We start from the raw sequence: 24,569 nt of genomic DNA, 5'->3' as shown, positions 1-24,569 counted from the left end.
TTGAAAAGGAAGTGACACCATGGGGGTCGGAACATTGGTCGGCGGGGTCGGCATCTTCCTGCTCGGGATGATGTTGTTGACGGATACGTTGAAAAACATGGCCGGGGAACGGCTCCGGCAACGGTTGAATCGTTTGGCGGAAGGTCCGGTCGCCGGTGCGTTTCTCGGGGCGACGATGACGGCATTGTTTCAATCGTCGACCGTGACAACGCTCATGACGATCAGTTTCGTCAGTGCCGGCCTGCTGACGTTCACCCAAGCGCTCACGCTCGTCATTGGGGCGAACGCTGGCAGCGCGACGACGGGATGGATTGTGGCGCTCTTAGGTTATAACGTGGACATCCGCGAGCTGTTGCTCCCGCTCATCGGGGTCGGGATGACGCTGCGATTGATTGGGCGGCGCGTCAAACGCATCGGCATGCTCATGGTCGGACTCGGCCTCATTTTTGTCGGCATCGGGACGCTTCAAGAGGCGATGCGCGACGTCGTCTCGTTCTCGTTCGCTGGTTGGGAAACGGACACACCGTTGCATCAACTCGCGCTGCTCGGTACGGGTCTGTTGATGACTGTTTTATTGCAGTCGTCGAGTATTGGTCTCGTCTTGACAATGACGGCACTTGCGACCGATACGGTGACGCTTGCTCAAGCCTGTCTACTTGTCCTAGGGCAAAGCGCCGGGACGAGTCTCGTCGTCGCGCTCGGATCGATTGGAGGTTGGAAGTCGGCTCGCCGGATTGTCCTCGCCCATCTGCTCGTCCACGGCTCGATTTTACTGATTGGCTGGCTGACGTTCCCGCTCTTGTTCGGTGTAGTCAACGGTGTGGCCGAGCGCCTCGACTGGAACGAATTGTTGCGGCTTGCTTTGTTCCACACGTCGTTCCATCTGCTCGGGGTGTTCACGTTTTTGCCGTTTCATGAGGCGTTCAGTCGACAGCTGCTCAAATGGATTCCGAGCCGCTCCGAGAAACTGACCCGTTTTTTAAACCCAAACATGGCCCGCATTCCGACAGTCGCGCTCGAGGCCGCTCGGCGATCTTTGATTGAGATTGAGCGGTATCTCGGCAACGAGACGAAACTGTTGCTGACGGAAGGTGAAAAACGCGACGATGAACTTCAACTCGTCGAGAAAACGCTCGGAGACGTCCGTGTCTTTTTGAGCACGATTCAATTGGAGGAAGGGCGAGGCCGCAACGACTATGGACAGCACGTATCGTTGCTTCATACAATCGACCACTTGGAGCGGTGGCTGTTCGTCATGCGTGAAGTCGACCCGGTCGATGCGCTTCGAGATACGGACTTCTTGGTCGCACGTCAACTTGTCTTGCATGAACTCGATATGGTCGAGACGCTCAATCATCACACGCCTCCGGAAGAGTCGCGGCAGTGGAAGACGGTCTCAAAACAACTTGCCGAATACAGGAAAGCGCACCGGGCCGAACTGCTCGAAGAGACGGCGGCCAATCAGCTCGAGATGGACCAAACGATTCAAAAAGTCCAGGCCCTTCTCTGGCTCGACCGGATCGGCTATCACATTTGGCGTGCGACGCGTCATCTCATTAAGCCGACCGTGCCGAACGAGCGGTTTGAAGTGAATTTAGAAGACTAAACAACGACCGCCCTCCGAGTTGGAAGGGCGGTCGTGTTGGTTACTTCTTGTCCGCGTGCATAACGCCGGCTTGGCCGTAGTGCGTTGCGTCCATCTCTTCGATAAAAACGGTGATGTTTTCTTTCGGTGCGTTCGTCGTTTCCGAGACGGCGTCTGTCACTTTTTCAATCAACGCGCGCTTTTGTTCGACCGTACGGCCAAGAAGCATCTTGACAGTTACGTATGGCATATAGGTTCCTCCTTTTTATTCGTTCTCTTTCAGTTTAGTGAAACGAAGATGGTGTGAAAAGAACAAAATCAGGAAAAGGAACGACGGAAATAAAAAATACAGGTGCGAAATGGCTTCAAACCGGGTATGGAACAAGACAGACTAGACGTAGGAGGAACAGGCGCATGAAATGGAAAGGCAGACAAGCAAGTCGGAACGTCGAGGATCGACGGGGACAACGTGTCGGCGGGAGGGGAATCGCGGGGGTCGGCGGAGGCTTCGGACTGATTTTAGTCATCGTCTTCACCTTGCTCAATGGTGGTAATCCAGGGGACATCGTCAACAACATCGGACTCGGAGAACCACAACAGACATCGGGCACGTATGAAGGGTCAGCCCGGGAAGAAGAGATGGCGGACTTCGTGTCGGTCGTGCTAAGGGATACCGAGGAAGTATGGACCGATCTTTTCGCGGAGAACGGATTGACGTATCGGGAGCCGACGCTCGTCATCTATAAAGACCAGGTCGAATCGGCGTGTGGAATTGCTGGGTCAGCGGTCGGGCCGTTTTACTGTCCGGGTGATCAGAAATTATATATCGACTTGAGTTTTTACGATGACTTGAGCCAGCGCTTCAATGCACCGGGTGACTTTGCGATGGCATATGTCGTCGCCCACGAGGTCGGCCATCACGTGCAGACACTGCTCGGAACGACGGATGAGATTATGCCGCTCCGTAACGAGATGAGTGAGACGCAGTTCAATAAATATTTGGTCCGCTTCGAGCTTCAGGCCGATTACTATGCGGGCGTTTGGGCCCACCACGCTCAAGGGTTGGGTTACCTCGAAGCTGGAGATGTCGAAGAGGCGATGAACGCGGCGCATCAAATCGGGGATGACACGCTTCAAAAACAGGCACGCGGCTATGTGACGCCAGACTCGTTCACCCATGGGACGTCTGATCAGCGGAAACGCTGGTTCGACAAAGGGTTCCAAAACGGGACGATTCAGGGCGGTGACACATTCAATGCTAAAAACTTATAACGATTGGGTCAAGCTACGGCTTGACCTTTTTCATATCCAAATTGGCTTGTGCAGAAAGAATCCGCTATCATGGAAACAGAAACTAGAAGTAGGAAGGGGATAACCCGATGGAATCCTTACTCAAAAAAATCGAACTCGCTAAAAGTGAGATGACGTCTGTCGAGAAGAAAATCGCAGACTATATTTTGACCCACTCGACGCTCGTTCCGAATATGACGACAAAAGAACTCGCGCAAAAGACGGACGTATCAGAGGCGAGTATCGTCCGCTTCGCCCGCGTCGTCGGCATCGATAGCTTCAAATCGTTCAAGCTCGCCCTCGTCAAAGACTTAGCCATCACCGAGACCACGCTCACCGACTTCAACGTGTTGCAACAGAAAGATACACCTTATGACTCATTCCAAAAAGTCATTCACGTGAACAAGAAGGCGATTGAGGCATGCGCCGAGGCGATGGACAAGCGCGAACTCGAGCACGCAATCAATCTGTTCGCCCGCGCGAACAGGGTCGTGTTTTACGGGGTCGGCGGCTCGTCGACGGCAGCATACGACGCCCAGTATAAATTTACGAAACTAGGCTATGCGGCCCAGACGTCGCAAGACTTTCATTACATGTTGTCACTCATCCCGCACCTCGGACCGAACGACGTGTTCGTCGCCATCAGCACGTCGGGACGGACGAAAGATGTGCTCGAACTCGTCCGTTTCGCCAAGAAGAAAAAAGTGCCGGTCGTCGCCATCACGGACCTCGATAAATCCCCGCTCTATCGGGAGGCGGACGTCCGTCTCTGCACACCGAGCGTCGAACGTGATTTCCGCATCGCGAGCATCGCTTCCCGGATGACGCAGTTGACGATTATCGATACGCTCTATATGGGGCTATTGCACCGGAAAGGCGAAAGGTTGATTGATCGCTACGCCGAGGCGCGTGACGAGATGGTGAAGTTGCGCCGATGATTCACGTTTATGACGCAACGTGGCGCGACAAGGTCGCGGCTTTCTTGTTGCAGCAGTCGGCGTTTGCGAGCTTGAACGGACAGACACCGGAAGCGTTTCGAGACGAGAATTTGACCGACTTTGAAGCCGAAGGGACCGTCAGCCTCGTCTTTGAAGAAAGGGACGTCATCGCGGTCGTTGATTTGTTGAAAAAACATCCGATCGACGGGTCGCTCTGGCTCGGCTTGTTCGTCGTCGAGGAGAGATTTCATGGTACCGGTGTTGCGCAACGGTTATATGAGCAACTTGAGCAGGAATATATGTGTCCTTTTCAGACGGTGTTCCGACTCGGGGTCTTACCGCACAATAAGCGGGCGCGCCGCTTTTGGGAGCGGCAAGGCTATGTGTACGAAAAAGATTCTGTCACGGCACGGGGCGACCGCGTCCACGTGCTGAAAAAAGTCATCAGTTAGAACGCTCGGTTCACTAGGGCCGGGCGTTTTCCTTAGATATGTATACGCCTGACATTTGATGAAATTTTATTTCCTTATTTTTTTAAATATATTTGACTTATAATTTCAAGTTAGTACAATAAAATGAGAGAGAAGAAAGGATGGTGGCGATGCTAGACAAACTGGCTACTGAAAGACGGAATGAGCGAACGATGCGCTTGGACGACATGACGATCGAGGAATTCCTTCTGGTCATGAACGAGGAAGATCAAACGATTCCGCACATCATTAAAGAAGAGCTATCGGCCATTGCCGAAGTGACGAAGTGTGCCATCGGCTCCTTCAAACAAGGCGGGCGGTTGATTTATCTCGGAGCAGGGACGAGCGGACGGCTCGGTATCTTGGATGCGGCAGAATGTGTGCCGACGTTCGGCGTATCATCGGACATGGTCGTCGGACTCATCGCCGGAGGCGAGCGCGCGCTCATTAAAGCCGTCGAGGGAGCAGAAGACAGCAAGGATTTGGCAATCAACGATTTGAAAGCGCTTCACTTGAGCGAGAAGGACACGGTCGTCGGGATCGCGGCGAGTGGCCGGACGCCATACGTCATCGGCGGACTCGATTACGCCCGCGAAGTCGGCGCGACGACAGCCGCGCTATCTTGTAACAAGGGCTCAACAATCAGCGACCACGCCGAGTATAAAATCGAAGTCGAGACGGGTCCGGAGGTGTTGACCGGTTCGACCCGTTTGAAAGCAGGGACGGCACAAAAACTCGTCCTCAACATGATCTCGACGGCGTCGATGATTGGGATCGGGAAGGTGTATCAAAACCTGATGGTCGACGTGCAACCGACGAACGAGAAGTTGGAAGTACGGGCCAAACGGATGATTGCGGAAGCGACAGGGGTCGACGAACAGACGGCCGCGCGTTATTTCGATTCATCCGGTGGGCACGTCAAGACGGCGATCGTCATGATTTTAGCCGATGTCCCGCATGCGGAGGCAGTCGAGCGATTAGAGCGTGCGAACGGATTCGTCCGTGACGCATTATAAGGGGGATTCGAGATGAAGAAAGAAGAGGTTCTTGCACATGCGATACTCGAGCATGTGGGGGGGAAAGACAACATTCGTCAACTCGCGCACTGTATGACGCGCGTGCGCTTGGCGCTCAAAGATCCGACGAAAGCGGATTTTGCCGCCTTGAAACAAATTGACGGGGTCATGGGTGTCATCGATGACGAGACGTTGCAAATCGTCGTCGGCCCGGGGACGGTCAATCGCGTAGCGGACCATCTCAGTCGTGAGACGGGGCTCGCTATCGGGGAAGAGTCGGTCGACGCGAACTTGACACCGGACGAACGGGCGGCCATCGAGCGTCAAAAAGTGAAAGACAAACAGAAGTCGCCGTTCAAGCGCTTCTTGCGTCGCTTAGGGAACATTTTCATCCCGCTCATTCCGGGACTTGTTGCTTCAGGAATCATTAATGGAACTGCCAACTTCGCCAAGAACGCCGGCGTCGACCCGACCGAAACGTGGATGCAAATCCTTTTATTGCTCGGTAGCACGGTCTTTGCCTACCTCGCCATTCTCGTCGGTTGGAACACGGCAAAAGAGTTCGGCGGGACGCCGGTTCTCGGGGCCATTGCCGGGGGGATCCTCTTTAACCCGATGCTCGCAGACATCACCATTTACGGGGAACCGCTCGTCGTCGGACGGGGTGGGTTGTTCGGGGTCATCTTTGCCGCTTGGCTCATGACGTATATCGAGAAACACGTGCGTCGCTTCATGCCGACCGCGGTCGATATCATCTTCACACCGCTTCTCACGGTCCTCGTCGTCGGCTTCACGGCGCTCTATGCGATCATGCCGGTCGCAGGCGTGTTGTCAGACGGGATCATGCAAGGACTTAATGCAGTTCTTGAAGTCGGTGGACCGCTTGCCGGGGCTGTACTCGCTGGCTTCTTCTTACCGCTCGTCATGGTCGGGTTGCATCACGGACTCACACCGATTCACTTGGAACTGTTAAACACGGTCGGAAATACGGCACTCTTGCCAATCTTGGCGATGGCTGGGGCCGGACAAGTCGGGGCGGCGCTCGCCATCTTTGTGAAGACGCGCAATCAACGTCTCCGCAACATCATCAAAGGGGCCATCCCGGTCGGATTCCTTGGCATCGGTGAGCCGCTCCTTTACGGGGTCACGCTCCCGCTTGGACGTCCGTTTTTGACGGCCTGTATGGGAGCCGCGGTCGGCGGTGCGTTCCAAGCGACGATGAAGACGGCAGCACTCGGGATTGGGGTCTCAGGTCTTTCGCTCACGCCGCTCATCGACAACGGTATGTACTTGACGTATATTGCAGGTCTTGTCATTTCGTATACGGCCGGCTTCATCTTCACGTATTTCTTCGGCTTCAAAGAAGAAATGGCGGACGGGATTTAATAACCGAGGCGGCTCTTTGGAGTCGCCTTTTCATTTGATGAGGAGGGTTTTCTGATGAAAGGATTATCGGTTTATTTGAGTGAACCGCTCACACCACAGTTCAAGACATGGGTCGGGCGCATGCGCGAGATTGGTTTCACTTCAATGTTCACCTCGCTACATATCCCCGAGGACGATCCATCGGTGTATACGGAACGGCTCCGTGACCTCGGGACGCTCGCGAGCGAACTCCACATGGAACTGTTCGCCGATATCGCACCGACGTCGCTCGCCGCACTCGGCAAGACGTGGGATGATGCCCACACGCTCGTCGAGTGGGGCGTGACCGGGCTGCGCGTCGATTATGGGGTGATGCCGAAACAAGTCGCCGACTTGTCGACGCGGATGACGGTCGCGCTTAATGCGAGTACGCTCACAGAAAGCGAACTCGCGGAGATGAAGCGATGCGGTCTCGTGACGGACAACGTCGAGGCGTGGCACAATTTCTATCCGCGACCGGAGACGGGACTCGACCGAGACTGGTTCGAGGCTAAGAACGATTGGCTGCAGCGGCAGGGATTGAAGATCCAGGCGTTCATCCCTGGAGACGGGACGCTCCGCGGACCGTTGTTCGAACGGTTGCCGACGCTCGAGGACCATCGGACGCTGTCGACGTTCGCTTGTTACTTGGACCTCGCCGATAGCGTCGATCGCATCTTGATTGGTGATCCGGGACTTGCTGACGAGACGATCGAACAGTTCGCCTCACACGCCGACGGCATGCTCGTCCTCCGGGCCAAAGCGGAGACGACAATCGAGGCCGCCTTCTATCGTGTCCAGACGAACCGGATGGACCCCGCACGTGACGTCATCCGCTCGGTCGAATCGAGGGGCTATGGCCGTCCGGGGGACCTTTTGCTCGAGCCGATGGCAGCGAAACCGCGTCCGCTCGGGACAATCACGGTCGATAATGCGAAGTACGGGCGCTACGCCGGCGAGTTGCAAGTGACGAAACGCGATTTATTGGCAGATGAACGGGTCAATGTCCTGGGACGCGTCATCGAGGCAGACCGGCCGCTCATCCGGGCGATCGGACCGGGCACAAAGTTTCGAATCGAGTGGTGCTGACGTTCCGGATTGCCACATTCCCTTGTTTTTGTGTACAGTAGAGAGGGAGGGAAGTCCATGAAAGAGATTAATTTTAATATCGTCGCTGACGATTCGACCGATGGCCATGGTGGTTTTGGGGTCGGTTCGCTCAGTTTGAACAATATGTCTCCCGTTATCATCGATGTCGAGGCGGGGACCGCGGTCATCGATATGGGAGCGATGCATGCCAAGTCGGCGATCGAGAAACGCATCAAGTTTTTGACCGACCCAGAAGCGGTGCCGAACGGCAAACCGTACTGGATCGTCTGGGTCACGGTCGGTCGGAAGCCGGAAGGATTCTATTATGGCGGTGTCGCGGCGTGTGATATGTCGGTCGACCTCGAGGCGCGGCGCGGATACAAGCTGTTGCCTTACCATGTGAATCAGATGGACAAATCGCTCAAAGGCCGCATCCTGATTGACATGATGGATGCACCGTCACGCAACTTGCTAGCCGCATTTTTAAAAGAACATCGTCCTGAGATTTGGGAGCAATCAATCGAACTACAAACTGAGCTTGCGCGCCTCGATGCCGAGTGAAAAGATTGGACCGGTTCGGTCTCCAATCTTTTTTGTTTTCATTCGGGTTCAGGTGGGAACATGACCTTGTTATGATGGTGTGATTTACCGTAATTGTATGAATATTCAGTATTATGCTATACTAAACGCACTGTGCAAGAAAGAAAGGGTGACACGATGAGTGAAACGAAGAAAATTTTAATTGGCCTCGCCTTAGGGGTCCTTGTCGGTCTAGGGCTCGCCGGCCTGTCCGGTAACGTATATGACATTGTCAATACGTATATCCTTTCCCCAGTTGGTACTGTATTTTTGAACTTGATTAAAATGTTAGTCGTTCCGATCGTCTTCTTCTCGATCATTCTCGGTGTCATGGGTCTCGGGGATCCGAAAGAGCTCGGACGGGTCGGGTCGAAAGCGCTTCTCTTCTTCTTGACGACGACAGCGCTCGCCATCATCTTGGCGATGGGTGTCGCTTCGGTCATCAAACCGGGAGAGCGCGGAGATTTCCCGACGACTGGATTGGAATTTGAATCGACCTCGACTGAAGAGTCGTCGAACATCGTGCAGACATTCGTCAATATGATTCCGACGAACCCGATTCAAGCGCTCGCCGAAGGCAACATGCTTCAAATCATCGTCTTTGCGGCGCTCATCGGATTTGCGATGATCGCCCTCGGCGAACGGGCCAAAACGTGGCGCCGTTTCGTCAAACAAGGTGACCGTATCATGATGCACTTGATTCACTTGGTCATGAAACTCGCCCCATATGGCGCATTCGCGTTAATTGCCTCGGCGATCGGTGGAATCGGGTTTGATGCTGTCAAAGCGATGGCGTGGTATATGTTCGCCGTCGTCTTGACGCTATTCTTACACTCGGTCATCGTCTACGGTGGGGCACTCGTCCTGCTCGGGAAGATGAGTCCGGTCTTCTTCTTTAAAAACTTCTATGAAGCGATCACGCTCGCATTTTCGACATCGTCTTCGAATGCGACGCTGCCTGTGTCGATGGAGCTCGCCCAGACGAAACTCGGCGTGCCGCGTTCGATTTCCTCGTTCGTCCAGCCACTCGGCGCGACGGTGAACATGGATGGGACGGCTATCATGCAAGGGGTCGCGACGATTTTCATCGCCCAAGTATTCGCGGCTGATTTGACGATGACTGAACTCGTGACGGTCGTCATCACGGCGGTACTCGCCTCGATCGGAACGGCTGGTGTACCAGGTGTCGGGCTCATCATGCTCGCGCTCGTCTTACAGTCGGTCAACTTACCGGTCGAAGGGATTGCCCTGATCATCGGGGTCGATCGGATTCTCGACATGCTCCGGACGTCGGTCAACATTACCGGCGACGCGACATGCGCGGTCGTTGTCTCGAAACTTGAAGAGAAACACCTTCCACCGGTCGACGAAGACGCGTGGGATGAAGTCGAAGCAAAATAAGCAAAAGGCTGCCTCGTCAACGACAAGGCAGCCTTTTCAAATGAAGTGAGGTTTTTATATGGAATGGACAGCTTTGCCGATCCCGTTGTTTGTTGTCGTCAGCATCTTGTTGAATACGCTCATCGCCGTCGCCGGCGTATTGCCAAGCGCGTTTTTGACGGCGCTTAACGTTCAACTGTTAGGGTTTGGACCGGGTGTCGCCGTCTCCATCGTCGGCGAGGCGGCCGGGGCAGTGCTCAGCTTCATCCTTTATCGTAAGGTACTCCATCGCTACACGTCACCAGACGGGAAACGGTTGCGCCGTCTCCGTGAGGCCGAAGGGATCGAGGCCTGGTTCCTCGTGCTCGGTCTTCGCCTGATGCCGTTCGTGCCGTCCGGTCTCGTCACGTTATCGGCAGCATTCAGCCGGATGTCGCTCCCGTCGTTCGCAGTAGCGAGCACGATTGGAAAAGTGCCGGCGCTCGTCATTGAGGCGCTCGCCGTCGCGGCCGTTTTGAATGTGGCCGCAGGCTGGCAGCTCGGTCTCATTGCGTTGCTTATCGTTCTCTACGCCGTTTGGCGCTTGCCTCAAAGGAGCGGCGAGAAGATATGACAGAACGCCTCGATGAACCGTTTGCCGTTCGATTTTTTGCGAAGCATCGACCAGTCGATGAGAATCGACTCATCAAAGTCTTTCAAAAACGCTTGTTTCAGCTCCTCGACGGATGATGTCTCGTACTGGGCGATCGTCATCTCGTGGTTCAAATACATGCTCCTAAAATCAAAATTGGCCGTCCCGACGAGTGCAATCTTGCCATCGATGAGGACGGTTTTTGCATGGATGAAATGACGATTGTATTTATAAATCTGGATGTTCCGTTTGAGTAGTTGCTCAAAATAATACTCGGTCGCATGAAAGCTGAACCATTCGTCGCCTTGCCCGGGGACGACGATTCGCACATCGACGCCGCGCTTACCGGCGACTTCCAACAGTGCGAGCAGTTCAGGAGGGGGAATCAAGTACGGGGTCGTGATCCAAATCGATTCTTTCGCCTCCATCAAAAGGGCCATGAGTCCATCCCGAATCGTGACGTCTTTCCCCGGAGACGTCACGAGAAGCTGTGTCGCCCCGTTGGCCGCTTGCGGGTCGTCGATAAAATATTTCGGTAAATGTTCGTCGTCAGCAAATAAATCCCACGTCTCTTTGTCTTCCTCATGGCCTGCGTATAGCCAATTCTCGACGAACAGGCGCTGCAGTTCTCGTACGAGCGGTCCTTCGAGGCGCAGGTGGGTATCGCGCCAAAATCCAAGTTTTTTATGCTTGCCTAAATATTCATCTCCGACGTTCAGACCGCCCGTATAGGCAATCTGTCCGTCGATGACGATTAACTTCTGATGATTGCGGAAGTTGGCGTTAAAGACGAGCAGCGGATGAACGATCGGATCAAATGCTTGGACGTGGACGCGTGATTCACGAAGTGGTTCGATGAAGTCTTCATTGATTTCTTGACTGCCGAGTCCATCGTATAAAAAGCGAACGATGATATTCTCATTCGCTCGTTTGATTAGCGCATCCCGAATCTTTAGCGAAATCTCATCGGTCCGGAATAGAAAATATTGGACGTGGATGTGGTGTGTCGCGCGCTCGATGTCGTGAAGTACTGCTTCAAACTTCGCATCGCCATTGATGAGCAGTTTCGTCGATGTATGACTATCCGCCCCTGTCGCGCCAAGCTTTTCGAGTGTACGCGTGAGCGGATAACGATCTGACACGTCGTTGGACGTCTCGATGCGTTCGGTCGCAATCGCTTGCCGGAACATACGAATCTCGGTCGAGGTTCGTTTGATGCGGCGATGGCGTCGTGGTGTTCGGCCAAATAATATCCAGGCGAGGGCACCGAGAAACGGAATGAACAAGACGGCGAGAAGCCAGGCGAGCTTGGCCTGCGGCTGGACATGGTCGAATAAAATATGCCAGCCGACAATCAGTGGCGCTACGATGGCGACCCCGATTAAAAAAGGAACCAATCCGTTCAAAGAATAAAGAAAAAGGAGAAGGAAGATGCCGAGTACAATCATAGTAAGGAGTTGCCAGACGCGTCGTTTCAACATGTACACCTTCTTTCTGTTCAGTTGTCATCACTGAATTCATTCCACCATTTACGCGTTCTTAACCTAAGAAAAACGTTTCAACGTGGAGTGCAAGGGAATAAACCGTACTGTACAGCACAACACAAAAAGGGGTGTTAAGGATGAAGAAGAAAGGTACATTGGCCGCGTCGTTATTGGCGACAGGTATCCTCCTTGGAGCTTGCGGGGAAGCTGAGGAAGAACCGATGAACAATAAAGATACGGAGATGCAAGAAGAGATGGACGAAGACGAAGACGAAGACGAAGATTAAAAATGGCCTAGAGCTTCCACTCTAGGCCATCATTGCGTCAAAGTGAGTATGGGGACGGTTTGCCAAAGTAATAGCCTTGGGCGAGGTCAAACCCGAGTTCGCGACAGACGTCGACTTCTTCAAGGCGCTCGATGCCTTCGGCGAGAATCGTGATGTTCATCGATTTCGTCAATTGACGGACATTTTTTAGAAATGCTCGTTTTTCGGCGTCTTGGTCGCAAAACGAGATGTACGACCGGTCGATTTTGACATAGTCCGGTTCAAGCCGTTTCAACATATCGAGCGTCGAGAAGCCGGCCCCGACATCGTCGAGGGCGACTTTCATGCCGCGCTTCTTATATGTAGAGAACACGTGTTGCAAGTGGGCAACGTCTTGGACTTTTTCCGTCTCGACGACTTCGAAGATGAAGCGATCGGCACCGAGTCCATACTGATCGATAATCTCGAACGTGTGTTGAAGGCAGTAGTCCGGGTTGTAGATTGTCGACGGTAAAAAGTTGATGAATGTCTTCTCGTGCGGCGCGACGGCATGATATGTCGCTTTGACGGCTTCGGCACGGGCCCGTTGATCGAGTTTCGAGTGAAGCCCGAATCGGTTCGCGGCCCGGAACAATTCGCCCGGTGAGACGTTGTTTTGACTTCTCAGAAGCGCCTCGTAGCCGAACCGTTCGCCGGTATCGAGATGGATGATGGGTTGCAAGTGGCTCTCGAAGTCGCCATGTTGAATCAGTTCGATCGTATCGCGGTTGGCGATTTGTTCGAGCAGGTCGCTTGCGGAGACGACAGCGGTTTGGCGCTGCGTGGCCGGATCGACACAATACACGTCGTCCTCGACGGCGGCAAGGCGCTCCGTCAATTCGTCAAACGAGTCATACGGATGAGGTTCGTCATTGACGACTACGAAACCCCGTTCAATAAATGGGATGGTCGTGGAGCAGGCGGTACATGGAGACCACATAGGATCCCTCCTTTCAAATGATAGAGGCACTCTCTTTATTTTATCGGATAACACTCACATAAATCTCACATAACCAAGCAAATAAATAAAAAAATCGTGCAAAATTCGGACAATTTTTGTATACTTCCTATCGTATGATTAAGAAGCGCCTCAAAACGCCACTCGCATACGAACAACTTTTTGAACAGAAAGGGGTTCTATCGATGGACCAAAAATTAAAATTATGGTTTACGGAGCACCAGACAGAAGATTACGGAATCACGTTCCGAGTAAACCACGTTTATGAGAGCGAACAAACGGAGTTTCAACGACTAGAAATGGTCGAAACGGACGAGTTCGGGACAATGTTGTTGCTTGACGGAATGGTCATGACGACGGATAAGGACGAATTCGTCTATCACGAGATGGTGGCTCACGTCCCACTCTTCACGCACCCGAATCCGAAGCATGTACTCGTTGTCGGCGGCGGAGACGGCGGCGTCATCCGTGAGATTATGAAACACCCATCAGTTGAAAAAGCAGTTCTCGTCGACATTGACGGGAAAGTTATTGAATATTCGAAGAAATACTTACCAAACATCGCAGGCGAACTCGACAACCCGCGCGTTGAAGTCATCGTCGGCGACGGTTTCATGCATATCGCCGAGTCGGAGAACGAGTACGACGTCATCATGGTCGACTCGACAGAACCGGTCGGCCCAGCGGCCAACTTGTTCACGAAAGGGTTCTACGCCGGAATCTCGAGAGCGCTTAAAGACGACGGGATTTTCGTCGCACAGACGGACAACCCATGGTTCACGCCAGAGCTCATCCAGACAGTCCAACGTGACGTGAAAGAAATCTTCCCAATCACGAAGCTCTACACAGCGAACGTACCGACGTATCCGAGCGGCATGTGGACGTTCACAATCGGTTCGAAGCAGTATGACCCGGAAGCAGTGGCTCCAGAGCGTTTCCACGACATCGAGACGAAGTACTACACGCCGAAGCTTCACAATGCGGCTTTCGTCCTTCCTAAATTCGTGGAGGACTTGACGAAATGATTAAACGTTTCGATGAAGCCTACTCAGGCAAAGTGTTTATCGCGAGTCTGCCTGAAGTCGCAGACGCGAAGACGGTCCTTTACGGGATGCCGATGGACTGGACGGTCAGTTTCCGTCCGGGCTCACGTTTCGGTCCGAACCGGATTCGTGAAGTCTCAATCGGACTTGAAGAATATAGCCCGTACCTTGACGGAGATTTGACGGAAGCAGCCGTCTATGACGCCGGTGACATCCCGCTTCCGTTCGGGAACGCTCAAAAATCACTAGATATGATCGAGTCGTTCGTCAAGGACGTCATCCAAGCAGGCAAGTTCCCGCTCGGCATGGGTGGGGAGCATCTCGTCACGTGGCCGGTCATCAAGGCGATGCATGATGCGTATGGCGACGATTTCGTCATTCTGCACTTCGATGCGCACACGGATCTCCGTGACGAATACGAAGGTGAGCCGTTGTCGCACTCGACACCACTTAAAAAAGCGGCCAACTTGATTGGGCCATCGAACTGCTACTCGTTCGGAATTCGTTCTGGGATGAAAGAAGAATTCGACTGGGTGAAAGAAGTCGGTTATAACATGTATCAATATGAAGTGATCGAGCCGCTCAAACGTGTGTTGCCGACGCTCGCCGGGAAGAAAGTGTACGTCACCATCGACATCGACGTCCTCGACCCATCGGCGGCACCGGGAACAGGCACGCAAGAAATCGGGGGCATCACGACGAAAGAATTGCTCGAAGCGGTCCACGCCATCGCGAACGCCGACGTCGACATCATCGGTGCCGACCTCGTCGAAGTGTCGCCGGCCTATGACCAATCGGACATGACGGCCATCGCCGCCGCGAAGATTCTTCGCGAGATGATGATCGGATTCGTGAAGTAACGATGCCGAAAAAAGGTCAGCTCGAAATGGAACTGAGTGCTCGCATCACCCAATGGGAGAAAGAGTATCTCGGACGCGGCTCTTTGACGTGTAAAGCAGACCTGCTCCGCGACTTGGCGATTATAACGCTTCAAGGTGTCTTGACCCCGGCCGAGTACGAACTGGCCGCCAAGTCAGCCGGTCGTGAACAGTTGAAGAAATACCGCAACAACCTTGTCGAATCAGGCCGGACTCAACTCGAGACGATCATCCACGACGTGCTCGGACGGCGTCTCATCTCGCTTCACACGGATATCAGCACAAAGACGGGGGAACGCCTCATCGTCTTTCGACTTGATGCCCCGTGGGATGGCGGGATTGACAAGCCGTGACGCCATTTATAAACTAGAAGCAGAGACGGTTCAGGATTGGTGGTGTCCGCGAGACATCCCCGTCGTCCTGTCCCGGAGCTGACGAACTAATAACCCGGCAGTTGTCGGCTAGACGGAGCGAACGTGTTCGAGCCGTCGGCATGCAGCGCACACCACTCTTTGGTGTGCGCTTTTGTCGTCTAGGAGGAAACGATGGAACTATTGACGTTTTTATTGACGAGCGCCCCAGTGCTCCTCTTTGTGACAGGCGTGATCGCCGCTCTCGGCAAATCGAATTTGAAAATTCCTGAGTCGCTCAGCATCACGCTCAACTTGTACTTACTGCTCGCGATTGGATTGAAAGGAGGGATGGGACTCGCTTCGGTATCAATGGATGAGTTGGCGCTTCCGCTCGCAGTGACGCTCGTGCTCGGTCTCGTTTTGCCGCTCGTTGCGTTCGGTCTCGGCGCGCTCTTGAAGTTTACCTTCCCGGAACGAATCGCCATGGCGGCGACGTTTGGCTCGGTCTCGCTCGTGACGTACGTCGCGGCGACTGCCCAGCTCGAACGGCTCGGCATCGCATATGAACCGTTCATGACGACGCTCGTCGTCGTCCTCGAGATTCCAGGCCTCGTCGTCGCGTTGTTGTTGTATAACCAGAGTCGTGTCCTTGGCATTACAGCTGCGCCAACCCAATCGCTCACCGTCGTCCGCGACAGCCTGCTCTCTAAGAGCATTTTGCTTTTATTGGCCGGTCTCGTCGTCGGCCTTGTCACACCGGATACATCAGCATTGACCCCGTTTTTCGTCGATTTATTCCCAGGTGTGTTGCTGTTGTTTTTACTCAGTCTCGGTGTCAAGGTCGGCCATCAATTGAAGACGGTCCCATCGTATGGGATTAAATTTTTAGTCGTCGGGATGACGTTCCCGCTTGTCGGCGCGGCGATCGGCTTCCTCGCGGCCGGGATGGCCGGATTGTCTGACGGGGGAACGATTCTCTTGATGACGCTCGCGGCGAGCGGATCGTATATCGCGGCACCGGCCATGCTCCAGGCGTCAGTTCCAGAAGCGGAGCCGTCGTTTTATTTGACACTTGCTCTCGCCGTCACGTTTCCGTTCAACTTGCTCGTCGGCATCCCGCTGTTCATTTCGATTGTTACGTAAACGAAAGCCCTGTCTCGTCATGAGACAGGGCTTGTTTTATTGGGTGATTGTCTGTTCTTCCATACATTTCAACGCCGCCGTCCAACTGCCAAAGAGGGCGTTGATCGTCGACGTACTCGGCACGTTGCGTCCCTCGGCCCATTTCCGGTAATGCAAGATGCTGAAGTGGGACAATTCATGCTTGGCGACGCGGAGGGCCTCGATGACGTCTTCTTCGTCCCATTTTCGTTTCGGCGGGGCGATATCGAGGACGAACAAGGCGTAGCTCCATGATCCATACTTCCGGGCGATGGTCGCGACCGTCGGATAACCGTGCTCTTGGGCCCAGATGGCGTAGTGCTGAGACGTGAGACGTTCGAGTTCTTCAGACGCTGCGATCAAGGCTTGGATGATGCGCTCTTCATTGTTTTTCGCGGCGGTCGTCTGTAGTTTCGCTTCTCGGAGCGCGTTCGACCAAGAGCCGAAGCGGCTGCTGATCAAGGTGAGCGACGGCGAGCGCGTCACTTTTGACCATTCCCGATACGTTTGACTTGTGAAGAGCGGTAGCTCCTCGGCAGCATGGTTCAAAGCGCGGAGGATGTCTTCATCCGAATAGTAATGGAACGACATTTGAATCTGAGCAGCGGCGAGTGCCTCGCGCCAGGATCCGAATTGATGGATGACGGTGGAGAGGGAAGGGACGTTTTTGTTCTGCGACCAAATGCTGTACCGTTTTGAATCGAGTTCGGCATGTTCTTGAGCAGCTAACTGCAACGCTTGTACGATTTGAGGGCGTGTCCATTTTTTCATCTTGGTGTCTCTCCTTTGGAGGGAGACGCAACGAGCGTCTCGGAAGGTCTCTTGGTGTGAATGAACAGCATGTATTGGTTGAAGAGTCAACGAGCTAGTCAAAAAGAATGCTTCAGATTGATTGCTACCTCCTTACACAGTGTTTTTGAGAATGCAAAATAATGTAAACGATACCCAATTCGGGTTATGTACATTTCCATTCCCGTTTGTCGGACAATTATTCATTATGTGAATGAAATCATGATAATAATTTCGTGAACTCCTTTTTCGCAACTAGGTCGTTAATAAGAAAAAGCTTGGCTTATCTTTTAAGTTGTCAAGAAAAGTCGGGTAGTTTACTAGCATCGACGCATCTTTTGCGCATTCCAACTTACACCACGAACGAACAACTCAGACTCTTGGAGGTGCGAACTACCATGGCAACATTCGTAAACGTCTATCGCAAGAACCAACGCAACTTGCTCTTTTTATGTCTCGATATCTTGATCGTTTCATTTGTCCTGTATGCGACGTTTAAATTGATGTTCTCTACACTTACGTCGTATACGACGCTTGAATCAAGCGAGATGTTGATGATGGTCGCCATTAAAATTGTCAGCTTCAGCCTCGTCGGGAGCGTCTTGAAGATTCATCGCATCGATTGGCGTTATGCGTCGATTCATGAGATGAAACAAGTCGCCATCGCCCTTCTCAGCAGTGACCTGGTCTTGTACGCCTACAATCAGTTCCATTTTGGGGCGGGGCTAGGAATCATCATCGCTGTCCAAGGATTGCTCGCCTTCAACTTGATTTTGTTCACTAGATTCTTAGCCCGTAACCATGTGTTCGACGTCTTTAAACCGCATACGAATCATCCAGGGCGAAAAGCACTGATCATCGGGGCCGGGGATTCGGGACAATTGATCGTCCGCGAGTTGAAAGAGCATCGGACGACCGTGTTGCACGTCGTCGGTCTGCTTGACGACAACCCGCAACTTCAGGCGCTCTATGTCCACGGCGTCCCGGTGCTTGGGATGACGGACGATTTAGAACGCATCATCCAAGAACATGGGATTGAAGTGGTCATCTTGGCCATTCCAAGCTTGCCTTATGCCCGACGGCTCGCCTTGCTGAAACGAATCGAGAAGACAGGGGCCGAATCCCACGCCTTGCCGATGATTTCGGAACTGGCGACCGGAAAAGTTTCCATCAACGAGATTCGCGAAGTGAAAATCGAGGACTTGCTCGGTCGTGAACATGTTCAATTGGACATATCTGGAATATCTCACCATGTCGAAGGCGCGACCGTGCTCGTCACTGGCGCCGGGGGGTCAATCGGCTCGGAGTTATGCCGTCAATTGATCAAATTCGCCCCGGCAGAAATGATTCTCCTCGGTCACGGGGAGAACAGTATTTACTTAATCGAGCGAGAGTTGCGTGGGCTCGGTACGGAGACGATGCTCTATCCGGTCATCGGGGACGTGCAAGATGAGAGCCGGCTCGAAGACGTGTTTTGCACGTATAAACCCGATATCGTCTATCATGCCGCCGCCCATAAACACGTACCGCTCATGGAAGACAATCCGCTTGAAGCCGTCAAAAACAATATTTATGGGACGAAGCACATGGTCGATGTCGCCGCTCGTCACAAAGTGAGCCGTTTCATCATGGTCTCGACGGACAAAGCGGTCAATCCGACGAACGTGATGGGTTCGACGAAACGGATTGCTGAGATGGTCGTCCAGGAAAAAGCGCGTGCGAGTGACACAATCTTTGCGGTCGTCCGCTTTGGGAATGTCCTTGGCAGTCGAGGTTCGGTCGTGCCGCTCTTTAAAGAACAGATTCTCCGAGGCGGACCGGTCACCGTCACCGATCCTGAGATGACGCGCTACTTCATGACCATCCCGGAAGCGAGTCGTCTCGTCATTCAGGCAAGTGTCTTGTCTAAAGGTGGTGAAATTTTCGTGCTCGATATGGGGGAACCGGTCAAAATTATCGATTTGGGGAAAAAAATGATTGAGCTGAGCGGATTTACGACCGAACAAATCGGGATTGAAGTCACCGGGATTCGCCCAGGTGAGAAGTTGTATGAAGAGTTGCTCGCTGCGAGCGAACTCGGTCCAGAAGCAAACGTCTTTCCAAAAATCTTTGTCGGCCGGACTCGCCCCTTCACGACCATCGCTTTCGTATTGAATCTCATTGAGACGTTACGGGATGACCAAGAGGCCTTGACCTACTTGCTGCTCTTTATTGCAAACAGTGACGATCTCGACCGAGACATCGATCGCTTGTTCACGAACGGCGTGCAGTGGATGCGTCCTCACATCGCCGGGACGCGTCTCGCTGATGGAAACTAATGGACATAACAAGTGAAGAGGGGGAGACCAATGGTCGAGCAAACAGTCCTGATTGTCGGAGTGGCCAGTTTTCAAGGGTTTCATATCGCACGTCGGCTTTTGCGAGAGGGGTTTGATGTCGTCGGAATTGACGATGAAGGGCGGCATAAGACACGAATCGCCAAGCAACGGCTCTATGTGCTCACCCATCCGCGGTTCCATTTGATTCGTTCCACGCTCGCGAACAAGACGGTCATGCGCAGCATCTTGAATCGACACGAACCGAGACACGTCATTTTATGTTCGACGCGCCGGCATGGTACCAGTGATGGGCCGCTGGAACGTTACGAGTGGATGAAACGCTATATTGCAATTCAAACGAAGCGGGCACCGGTCGACTCGTTCATTACGTTCGACTTGCCTTTCACACAGGAATACGGGGAACGCCCGGGGGTCCATTTGTTCACAGAAGACGTCTTCGGACCATGGGATGATGCCTCGACGTTAGTCTCTAAAGCGATTGTCGCCGTCGACCGGGGGGGACGACTCTCCGGATATTACGCGACGGACATCCTCAACGTCTCCTATATCGACGACGTCGTCGAGTCGGTCGTACGCTTGTTGCGATTGATTCAAACGGGAATATCGCCAGTCGGTCTCTTTCAAATCCCGGCTTCCGATTACGTGAACATCCAAACATTACTGTCCGACATCGGGCTTATCCTTAATAAGTCAGCCAAGACGTCACTGCCGAAGCGAGAAGCGGTGCTCCGCCAATCAAACACCCCCACGCTCGACACACTCATTGGCTTCAGTCCAAGCACGTCGCTGTTTGAAGGACTCGAGCAAGTGGTCGATTGGTATATCTCGTACAAAACCATGATGAAGGAGGGCATCAAATGAATATTCTACTATCGAAGCCCCATATGTCAGGCCGTGAGATGGCCTACATCGAAGAGGCGTTCGCGAGCAATTGGATCGCCCCGCTCGGGCCAAACGTCAACGCGTTTGAAGCGGAAGTGGCCGCCTATGCGGACCATCCATATGCGTTGGCGACCAGCTCAGGGACGGCCGCCCTCCATCTGGCATTACTTACGCTCGGTGTCGAGACGGGGGACACGGTCTTCTGTCAGTCGCTCACGTTCGTGGCATCGGTCAACCCGATCCGTTACGTCGGAGCAATCCCGGTCTTCATCGACTCGGAAACGGTGACATGGAATATGTCGCCCGATGCGCTCCGGAAAGCACTCGTTCAAGCCGCGACGAAAGGAAAACTGCCGAAAGCCGTCATCGTCGTTCACTTGTACGGTGTCGTCGCGAAAATTGGCGAGATTCGCCACATCTGCCGTGAGTTCGGTGTCCCGTTGATCGAGGACGCGGCCGAATCACTCGGCTCGACATGGCATGGGCAGATGACAGGGACGATCGGCGACATCGGCTTCTATTCGTTCAACGGTAATAAAATCATCACGACATCAGGCGGCGGCATGTTGTTGACACCGAACGAGGAAGTGAGGCAACTGGCGCTCAAGCTGGCTACGCAAGCTCGGGAAGACGCACCTCATTATGAGCACGAACAAGTCGGCTACAACTATCGGTTGAGCAACGTCGCGGCCGGGATTGGTCGGGGGCAACTCGAAGTGATTGAACAACGCGTTCAAGCACGCCGCCGCGTCTTCGTCCGCTATGAGCGCATGTTTCGTCAGCTCGGGACGACGTATCAGCAAGAAGTCCCGCACTCGCGGGCCAATCGCTGGTTGACTGCCATGCAGTTGGATCAGACCAATTTGCACCGGGACACGTTGATAGAACGGCTCGCTAGTAGCGGCATCGAATCCCGCCCTGTCTGGAAGCCGATGCACTTGCAACCGGTCTATCGTGATGCCGAATACGTGACGGTTGATGGGGAAGACGTCAGTCGCCGCCTGTTCGAGAACGGCATCTGCCTTCCGTCGGGATCAAATTTGACACTCGGTGAACAACAACAAGTCATCCAGACCGTGCTCGATAAACGCTCAATCGTCACGGAACAAAGCGGTTAAGGAGGACGTACGATGAATCGGGAAGCAGAAATCATTCAAGCGCTTCGAGCCGCTACATCTCGGACCCCAACCTTGACAGTGAAACAATATCAGCTCTGGAGCCGAGACCGTGCCGTCCCGACATTTCTCGACGTTCTCAATTTTTATGGGTCATGGACCGGTGCTTTAAAAGCAGCCGGTCTATCAGAAGCCCGAAAGCACTATACCCAACAAGAAATCGTTGGAGCGCTTCGTCTCGCATGTGAGCAAGAAGGGAAGTTGACGAGCACCCATTACCAACAATGGGCGAAAGACCATATCGGTCCTTCCTTAGGTGATATTATTTCCCATTTCGGGTCTTGGAGTCTGGCCGTGAAAACGGTAGAGCGTCTAGAAGAACTCCATTTTACCGTCCAACCAGAACGTGAAAAAGCCGAAATCGTGCAATCACTGCTAGAAGCAAGCCAGGTCGTCGTGCCATTCAACGCAATCACCTATCAAAAATGGGCGAAACAACATGGACGACCGAGTGTCGCCAAAGTCTCCCGACGGTACGGCTCTTGGAAACGAGCGCTCGCTGAGCTAGAGCTTCTTGAATCTTGCGACCGAAAGAAGTAAAGACAACCGATGACCGGGACGTTTGTCGTCGAACATTAGGAGAGGTTGAATCGAACGTATCAATTTGAAAGTTTGTCGATGGAAGAAGCAGCGGACCGTTGCCGCCCGGCTGTCGTCTCCTCGCAGGAGCGACATGGATGAGAGGTGCTCGGTAGAAGAGAAGGGGGAAGGGCAAATTGGGACGACCAATCGTACTACTCATTGGAGAACACCGGACGTCTGCCTACGTCTATCATGCGATCCGCAATCTAGGGGTGACCCATGTCATTCAGGAAGATGGACCGAGCGAGCATCGTTCGGAATCTTTTAAACATTGGCTGACGTCTGCATATGTCCGGCTGTCATCGCCTGTCATGCGCCTGTCAAGCCGTGCGCGGATTCTAGAACTCAAGCAGCGTTATCCGTTGAACGATGGGCCGATTCCGTCCCATCACGTGCTACGCGTCACGTCATTGAACGACACGAAGACGACGATGTGGCTCGACCGTCTTGACCCGCAACTGATTATTACTCACGAGACGGGCCCGATTGACCCGAGCGTTCTCGCTCGATTTGACTGCCCGGTGCTGACGGTGAAGCCGACGATGGCAGAAGGGCAACTCCAAGCGTACTGGGCGTTCCGGGCCAAGCCTGACGTCTGTGAAGTCAGAATTGAACAATGGACCGAACGGGGTTGGACCGTCGTGGACCGGTCCATGCTCTATCTCGGTGGAACGGATAACTTTGCCACATATCCGTACTTGCAGCTCGCGACGGCCTTACCGCTCTTGAGACGTCAAATCGAGTTACAATTAAAGGAAGAGGTTTATGAACGCCGAAAAGCGAAATAACGGCCAAAGCGAGATGCTTTGGCCGTTTAGCTTTGGGTGATGCAATAGTGTTGAATGGCGTCATTGTAGTAGACGGCCAGTCCTGGGGCGTACTTGTCGTAAAACGCGGTGAAGCGCTCGTCCATGACGTACATCTGTCCGAGTCCGCTGAACATGTCGAGCGAACAATCATAAAACTGGTCATGGATGAACAAGTGGTTCGCCCGAACGGCTGCTTGGACACGCGGGTCTTCGACTGGGACGCGGGCAGTGAACAAATCGACGAGTGGTTTGATGAGATCGACCTGCTGTTGGCTGAGTGCTTCCCAATCCTCTTTCGAACGTTTGGCGGCGCGAGCCCGTGACGTTCGATACGCCTCACTCTCGCCCCAACGTTCTTCTGTCTCCGCCTCGTGCTTCGCTTCATGGGCTTTCAATTCGTCAAACGACAGGCCGTTGAACAACGATTTGTCTTCCATCGGAATTCCTCCTCTCAATGAGGTGAGTGTCGATTCCGCCGTCTCGGCGAGCGTCGCAAAATAAGCGGCTTTCTCACGCAAGGCGGTTACTTGCTCCTCGAGGATACGAGTACGGTCGAACGGTTCGGCTTCGAGTAAGCCTTGAATCGTTTCGAGCGGAAAGTCGAGCGAACGGTACAACAGAATCGTCTGCAATCGCTCGACGTCACGTGACGAGTAACGGCGATACCCGTTGGCGTCACGCTCGGCCACAAGCAGACCGATTGCGTCATAGTGCCTGAGCGTCCGCGTGGTTGTGCCGGCGAGTGTGGCGAGCTGCTGAATCGTATACATGTCCTCACCTCCTTGGATTCAGCGTACACGTTGACGTCGCGTCAAGGTCAAGCCTCTTTTTCAAACAAGGAAAAACCATCCCGTTCGCCGATGTACCGGAAGCCGAAGCGTGGATAGTAAGCGTTCAAAAAGGAGTTCGTAGCGACGCAGTCGAGGCGAATCCGATCTGACGTCGCCGCGAGCGCATGGCGCATCAACTGTTCGCCGATTTGTTGGCCTTTCATTCGGTCGTCGACGACGAGCCGATGCAAATAGACGGCCGCCCCGGGATCGTCCCATAAATTTTCATCCCAAGCCGTCGGCGGAATCAAACTGACCGACCCGGTGATGGTTCCATTTGTTTCATATACATACACGGTCCCGTTCGTGACGTCATGAGTCACGAAATCGGTCCGACTCGGTTCTAAATATTTGACCCATTGCGTTTTCCCAGCTGCCCGAAACGCTCGGGCTTTCGTTAAAATCAGTTGATCGATTGCCGAAAGGTCGGCCTGTGTGGCCAAACGGATCATGTAAGTCGCCTCACTTTCATTTCATTTCAAATTCGTGTAGGGTACACGATGAGTAAGCTGTTAAAAACATCTTTGTGTCGTGGAATGATTTTTGGTAAGATAAACTTACTGCAATCGTGCAAACGATTGCGCTAACGAGATAAAGAG

26 protein-coding genes are annotated in these 24,569 nt (G+C 53.4%); 20 read left to right on the top strand and 6 right to left on the bottom strand.

Annotated elements, in window-relative coordinates:
• Positions 1 to 19 precede the first annotated feature (19 nt).
• Entirely contained in the window at positions 20 to 1,606 is a 1,587-nt protein-coding gene (locus DPV68_RS02290) for a Na/Pi cotransporter family protein (protein ID WP_114165222.1), read from the top strand.
• A 40-nt stretch (positions 1,607 to 1,646) separates the two neighbouring features.
• Here DPV68_RS02290 and DPV68_RS02285 read toward each other — a convergent pair whose 3' ends face one another.
• Positions 1,647 to 1,835: a 2-hydroxymuconate tautomerase gene (locus DPV68_RS02285; protein WP_114165221.1), complete on the bottom strand. Its 189-nt coding sequence runs from the start codon at positions 1,833 to 1,835 to the stop codon at positions 1,647 to 1,649.
• Between the two features lie 164 nt (positions 1,836 to 1,999).
• Between DPV68_RS02285 and ypfJ the strand changes: the two genes are divergently transcribed.
• The 9 genes from ypfJ (at position 2,000) to DPV68_RS02240 (ending at position 10,364) form a co-directional block, all read left to right on the top strand.
• Entirely contained in the window at positions 2,000 to 2,857 is an 858-nt protein-coding gene (gene ypfJ, locus DPV68_RS02280) for a KPN_02809 family neutral zinc metallopeptidase (protein WP_114165220.1), read from the top strand.
• A gap of 107 nt (positions 2,858 to 2,964) precedes the next feature.
• Positions 2,965 to 3,813, top strand: a complete 849-nt coding sequence (locus DPV68_RS02275; RefSeq protein ID WP_114165219.1) for a MurR/RpiR family transcriptional regulator — start codon at positions 2,965 to 2,967, stop codon at positions 3,811 to 3,813.
• Positions 3,810 to 4,265, top strand: coding sequence for a GNAT family N-acetyltransferase (locus DPV68_RS02270; protein WP_114165218.1), 456 nt, complete (start codon positions 3,810 to 3,812; stop codon positions 4,263 to 4,265). Before DPV68_RS02275 ends, DPV68_RS02270 begins: the two co-directional genes overlap by 4 nt.
• 140 nt (positions 4,266 to 4,405) lie before the next feature.
• Positions 4,406 to 5,299, top strand: a complete 894-nt coding sequence (gene murQ, locus DPV68_RS02265; RefSeq protein ID WP_114165217.1) for an N-acetylmuramic acid 6-phosphate etherase — start codon at positions 4,406 to 4,408, stop codon at positions 5,297 to 5,299.
• Between the two features lie 12 nt (positions 5,300 to 5,311).
• Positions 5,312 to 6,685, top strand: a complete 1,374-nt coding sequence (locus tag DPV68_RS02260; RefSeq protein ID WP_114165216.1) for a PTS transporter subunit EIIC — start codon at positions 5,312 to 5,314, stop codon at positions 6,683 to 6,685.
• A gap of 54 nt (positions 6,686 to 6,739) precedes the next feature.
• Positions 6,740 to 7,792, top strand: a complete 1,053-nt coding sequence (locus DPV68_RS02255; RefSeq protein ID WP_114165215.1) for a DUF871 domain-containing protein — start codon at positions 6,740 to 6,742, stop codon at positions 7,790 to 7,792.
• Between the two features lie 57 nt (positions 7,793 to 7,849).
• A complete protein-coding gene (locus tag DPV68_RS02250; RefSeq protein WP_114165214.1) occupies positions 7,850 to 8,353 on the top strand; it encodes a YwhD family protein in 504 nt (167 codons plus the stop codon).
• A gap of 156 nt (positions 8,354 to 8,509) precedes the next feature.
• Positions 8,510 to 9,772, top strand: coding sequence for a dicarboxylate/amino acid:cation symporter (locus DPV68_RS02245; protein WP_114165213.1), 1,263 nt, complete (start codon positions 8,510 to 8,512; stop codon positions 9,770 to 9,772).
• Positions 9,773 to 9,830: 58 nt separating this feature from the next.
• Entirely contained in the window at positions 9,831 to 10,364 is a 534-nt protein-coding gene (locus tag DPV68_RS02240) for a TVP38/TMEM64 family protein (protein WP_114165212.1), read from the top strand.
• Here DPV68_RS02240 and cls read toward each other — a convergent pair.
• Positions 10,340 to 11,863: a cardiolipin synthase gene (gene cls / locus DPV68_RS02235; RefSeq protein ID WP_232819459.1), complete on the bottom strand. Its 1,524-nt coding sequence runs from the start codon at positions 11,861 to 11,863 to the stop codon at positions 10,340 to 10,342. The two genes, DPV68_RS02240 and cls, sit on opposite strands and share 25 nt — an antisense overlap.
• A gap of 140 nt (positions 11,864 to 12,003) precedes the next feature.
• Between cls and DPV68_RS14830 the strand changes: the two genes are divergently transcribed.
• Positions 12,004 to 12,153, top strand: coding sequence for a hypothetical protein (locus DPV68_RS14830; RefSeq protein WP_157964129.1), 150 nt, complete (start codon positions 12,004 to 12,006; stop codon positions 12,151 to 12,153).
• 37 nt (positions 12,154 to 12,190) lie between these two features.
• Here the strand turns inward: DPV68_RS14830 and DPV68_RS02230 are convergent, their stop codons facing one another.
• Positions 12,191 to 13,111 (bottom strand): EAL domain-containing protein, encoded by a 921-nt coding sequence (locus DPV68_RS02230; RefSeq protein ID WP_232819458.1) that lies wholly within the window; start codon positions 13,109 to 13,111, stop codon positions 12,191 to 12,193.
• Positions 13,112 to 13,314: 203 nt separating this feature from the next.
• Here DPV68_RS02230 and speE point away from each other — a divergent pair, with 203 nt between their 5' ends.
• The 4 genes from speE to DPV68_RS02210 all read left to right on the top strand — a co-directional run bounded on the left by speE (position 13,315) and on the right by DPV68_RS02210 (position 16,546).
• Entirely contained in the window at positions 13,315 to 14,154 is an 840-nt protein-coding gene (gene speE, locus DPV68_RS02225; protein ID WP_114165210.1) for a polyamine aminopropyltransferase, read from the top strand.
• Positions 14,151 to 15,032, top strand: a complete 882-nt coding sequence (speB, locus tag DPV68_RS02220) for an agmatinase (RefSeq protein WP_114165209.1) — start codon at positions 14,151 to 14,153, stop codon at positions 15,030 to 15,032. Before speE ends, speB begins: the two co-directional genes overlap by 4 nt.
• A 2-nt stretch (positions 15,033 to 15,034) precedes the next feature.
• On the top strand, positions 15,035 to 15,403 hold the full coding sequence (locus tag DPV68_RS02215; protein ID WP_114165208.1) for a Na-translocating system protein MpsC family protein: 369 nt from the start codon (positions 15,035 to 15,037) through the stop codon (positions 15,401 to 15,403).
• 192 nt (positions 15,404 to 15,595) lie between these two features.
• Complete coding sequence (locus DPV68_RS02210) at positions 15,596 to 16,546, top strand: sodium-dependent bicarbonate transport family permease (RefSeq protein WP_114165207.1); 951 nt, start codon at positions 15,596 to 15,598, stop codon at positions 16,544 to 16,546.
• Between the two features lie 36 nt (positions 16,547 to 16,582).
• On the opposite strand, the gene DPV68_RS02205 is transcribed toward DPV68_RS02210, so the two are convergent.
• Positions 16,583 to 17,335 carry a homing endonuclease associated repeat-containing protein gene (locus DPV68_RS02205; RefSeq protein ID WP_114165206.1) on the bottom strand — a complete coding sequence of 251 codons (753 nt, stop codon included), beginning with the start codon at positions 17,333 to 17,335 and terminating at the stop codon, positions 16,583 to 16,585.
• Positions 17,336 to 17,751: 416 nt separating this feature from the next.
• Here DPV68_RS02205 and DPV68_RS02200 point away from each other — a divergent pair, with 416 nt between their 5' ends.
• The 5 genes from DPV68_RS02200 to DPV68_RS02180 all read left to right on the top strand — a co-directional run bounded on the left by DPV68_RS02200 (position 17,752) and on the right by DPV68_RS02180 (position 23,119).
• The gene (locus DPV68_RS02200; RefSeq protein WP_114165205.1) at positions 17,752 to 19,671 is read left to right on the top strand and encodes a polysaccharide biosynthesis protein; all 1,920 of its coding nucleotides are present in this window, start codon (positions 17,752 to 17,754) and stop codon (positions 19,669 to 19,671) included.
• Between the two features lie 30 nt (positions 19,672 to 19,701).
• Complete coding sequence (locus DPV68_RS02195; RefSeq protein WP_114165204.1) at positions 19,702 to 20,553, top strand: NAD-dependent epimerase/dehydratase family protein; 852 nt, start codon at positions 19,702 to 19,704, stop codon at positions 20,551 to 20,553.
• Positions 20,550 to 21,692, top strand: a complete 1,143-nt coding sequence (locus DPV68_RS02190) for an aminotransferase class I/II-fold pyridoxal phosphate-dependent enzyme (RefSeq protein WP_114165203.1) — start codon at positions 20,550 to 20,552, stop codon at positions 21,690 to 21,692. The genes DPV68_RS02195 and DPV68_RS02190 overlap by 4 nt, the downstream gene beginning before the upstream one ends.
• Before the next feature lie 12 nt (positions 21,693 to 21,704).
• A complete protein-coding gene (locus DPV68_RS02185; protein ID WP_114165202.1) occupies positions 21,705 to 22,289 on the top strand; it encodes a hypothetical protein in 585 nt (194 codons plus the stop codon).
• A 176-nt stretch (positions 22,290 to 22,465) separates the two neighbouring features.
• A complete protein-coding gene (locus tag DPV68_RS02180; protein WP_114165201.1) occupies positions 22,466 to 23,119 on the top strand; it encodes a hypothetical protein in 654 nt (217 codons plus the stop codon).
• 26 nt (positions 23,120 to 23,145) lie between these two features.
• Here the strand turns inward: DPV68_RS02180 and DPV68_RS02175 are convergent, their stop codons facing one another.
• On the bottom strand, positions 23,146 to 23,910 hold the full coding sequence (locus tag DPV68_RS02175) for a MerR family transcriptional regulator (protein WP_114165200.1): 765 nt from the start codon (positions 23,908 to 23,910) through the stop codon (positions 23,146 to 23,148).
• A 47-nt stretch (positions 23,911 to 23,957) separates the two neighbouring features.
• Complete coding sequence (locus DPV68_RS02170) at positions 23,958 to 24,422, bottom strand: GNAT family N-acetyltransferase (protein WP_114165199.1); 465 nt, start codon at positions 24,420 to 24,422, stop codon at positions 23,958 to 23,960.
• Positions 24,423 to 24,569: the final 147 nt, after the last annotated feature.

Source organism: Exiguobacterium sp. TNDT2, from assembly GCF_003331145.1.
Lineage (GTDB): Bacteria > Bacillota > Bacilli > Exiguobacteriales > Exiguobacteriaceae > Exiguobacterium.
Note: the sequence above shows the minus strand (reverse complement) of the source record. Positions and strands in the feature narration are given on the sequence as shown.

Coding starts and splice junctions, on each gene's coding strand:
- DPV68_RS02290 (WP_114165222.1), top strand. CDS start 20: ATGGGGGTCGGAACATTGGTCGGCGGGGTCGGCATCTTCCTGCTCGGG.
- DPV68_RS02285 (WP_114165221.1), bottom strand. CDS start 1,835: ATGCCATACGTAACTGTCAAGATGCTTCTTGGCCGTACGGTCGAACAA.
- ypfJ (WP_114165220.1), top strand. CDS start 2,000: ATGAAATGGAAAGGCAGACAAGCAAGTCGGAACGTCGAGGATCGACGG.
- DPV68_RS02275 (WP_114165219.1), top strand. CDS start 2,965: ATGGAATCCTTACTCAAAAAAATCGAACTCGCTAAAAGTGAGATGACG.
- DPV68_RS02270 (WP_114165218.1), top strand. CDS start 3,810: ATGATTCACGTTTATGACGCAACGTGGCGCGACAAGGTCGCGGCTTTC.
- murQ (WP_114165217.1), top strand. CDS start 4,406: ATGGTGGCGATGCTAGACAAACTGGCTACTGAAAGACGGAATGAGCGA.
- DPV68_RS02260 (WP_114165216.1), top strand. CDS start 5,312: ATGAAGAAAGAAGAGGTTCTTGCACATGCGATACTCGAGCATGTGGGG.
- DPV68_RS02255 (WP_114165215.1), top strand. CDS start 6,740: ATGAAAGGATTATCGGTTTATTTGAGTGAACCGCTCACACCACAGTTC.
- DPV68_RS02250 (WP_114165214.1), top strand. CDS start 7,850: ATGAAAGAGATTAATTTTAATATCGTCGCTGACGATTCGACCGATGGC.
- DPV68_RS02245 (WP_114165213.1), top strand. CDS start 8,510: ATGAGTGAAACGAAGAAAATTTTAATTGGCCTCGCCTTAGGGGTCCTT.
- DPV68_RS02240 (WP_114165212.1), top strand. CDS start 9,831: ATGGAATGGACAGCTTTGCCGATCCCGTTGTTTGTTGTCGTCAGCATC.
- cls (WP_232819459.1), bottom strand. CDS start 11,863: ATGTTGAAACGACGCGTCTGGCAACTCCTTACTATGATTGTACTCGGC.
- DPV68_RS14830 (WP_157964129.1), top strand. CDS start 12,004: ATGAAGAAGAAAGGTACATTGGCCGCGTCGTTATTGGCGACAGGTATC.
- DPV68_RS02230 (WP_232819458.1), bottom strand. CDS start 13,111: ATGTGGTCTCCATGTACCGCCTGCTCCACGACCATCCCATTTATTGAA.
- speE (WP_114165210.1), top strand. CDS start 13,315: ATGGACCAAAAATTAAAATTATGGTTTACGGAGCACCAGACAGAAGAT.
- speB (WP_114165209.1), top strand. CDS start 14,151: ATGATTAAACGTTTCGATGAAGCCTACTCAGGCAAAGTGTTTATCGCG.
- DPV68_RS02215 (WP_114165208.1), top strand. CDS start 15,035: ATGCCGAAAAAAGGTCAGCTCGAAATGGAACTGAGTGCTCGCATCACC.
- DPV68_RS02210 (WP_114165207.1), top strand. CDS start 15,596: ATGGAACTATTGACGTTTTTATTGACGAGCGCCCCAGTGCTCCTCTTT.
- DPV68_RS02205 (WP_114165206.1), bottom strand. CDS start 17,335: ATGAAAAAATGGACACGCCCTCAAATCGTACAAGCGTTGCAGTTAGCT.
- DPV68_RS02200 (WP_114165205.1), top strand. CDS start 17,752: ATGGCAACATTCGTAAACGTCTATCGCAAGAACCAACGCAACTTGCTC.
- DPV68_RS02195 (WP_114165204.1), top strand. CDS start 19,702: ATGGTCGAGCAAACAGTCCTGATTGTCGGAGTGGCCAGTTTTCAAGGG.
- DPV68_RS02190 (WP_114165203.1), top strand. CDS start 20,550: ATGAATATTCTACTATCGAAGCCCCATATGTCAGGCCGTGAGATGGCC.
- DPV68_RS02185 (WP_114165202.1), top strand. CDS start 21,705: ATGAATCGGGAAGCAGAAATCATTCAAGCGCTTCGAGCCGCTACATCT.
- DPV68_RS02175 (WP_114165200.1), bottom strand. CDS start 23,910: ATGTATACGATTCAGCAGCTCGCCACACTCGCCGGCACAACCACGCGG.
- DPV68_RS02170 (WP_114165199.1), bottom strand. CDS start 24,422: ATGATCCGTTTGGCCACACAGGCCGACCTTTCGGCAATCGATCAACTG.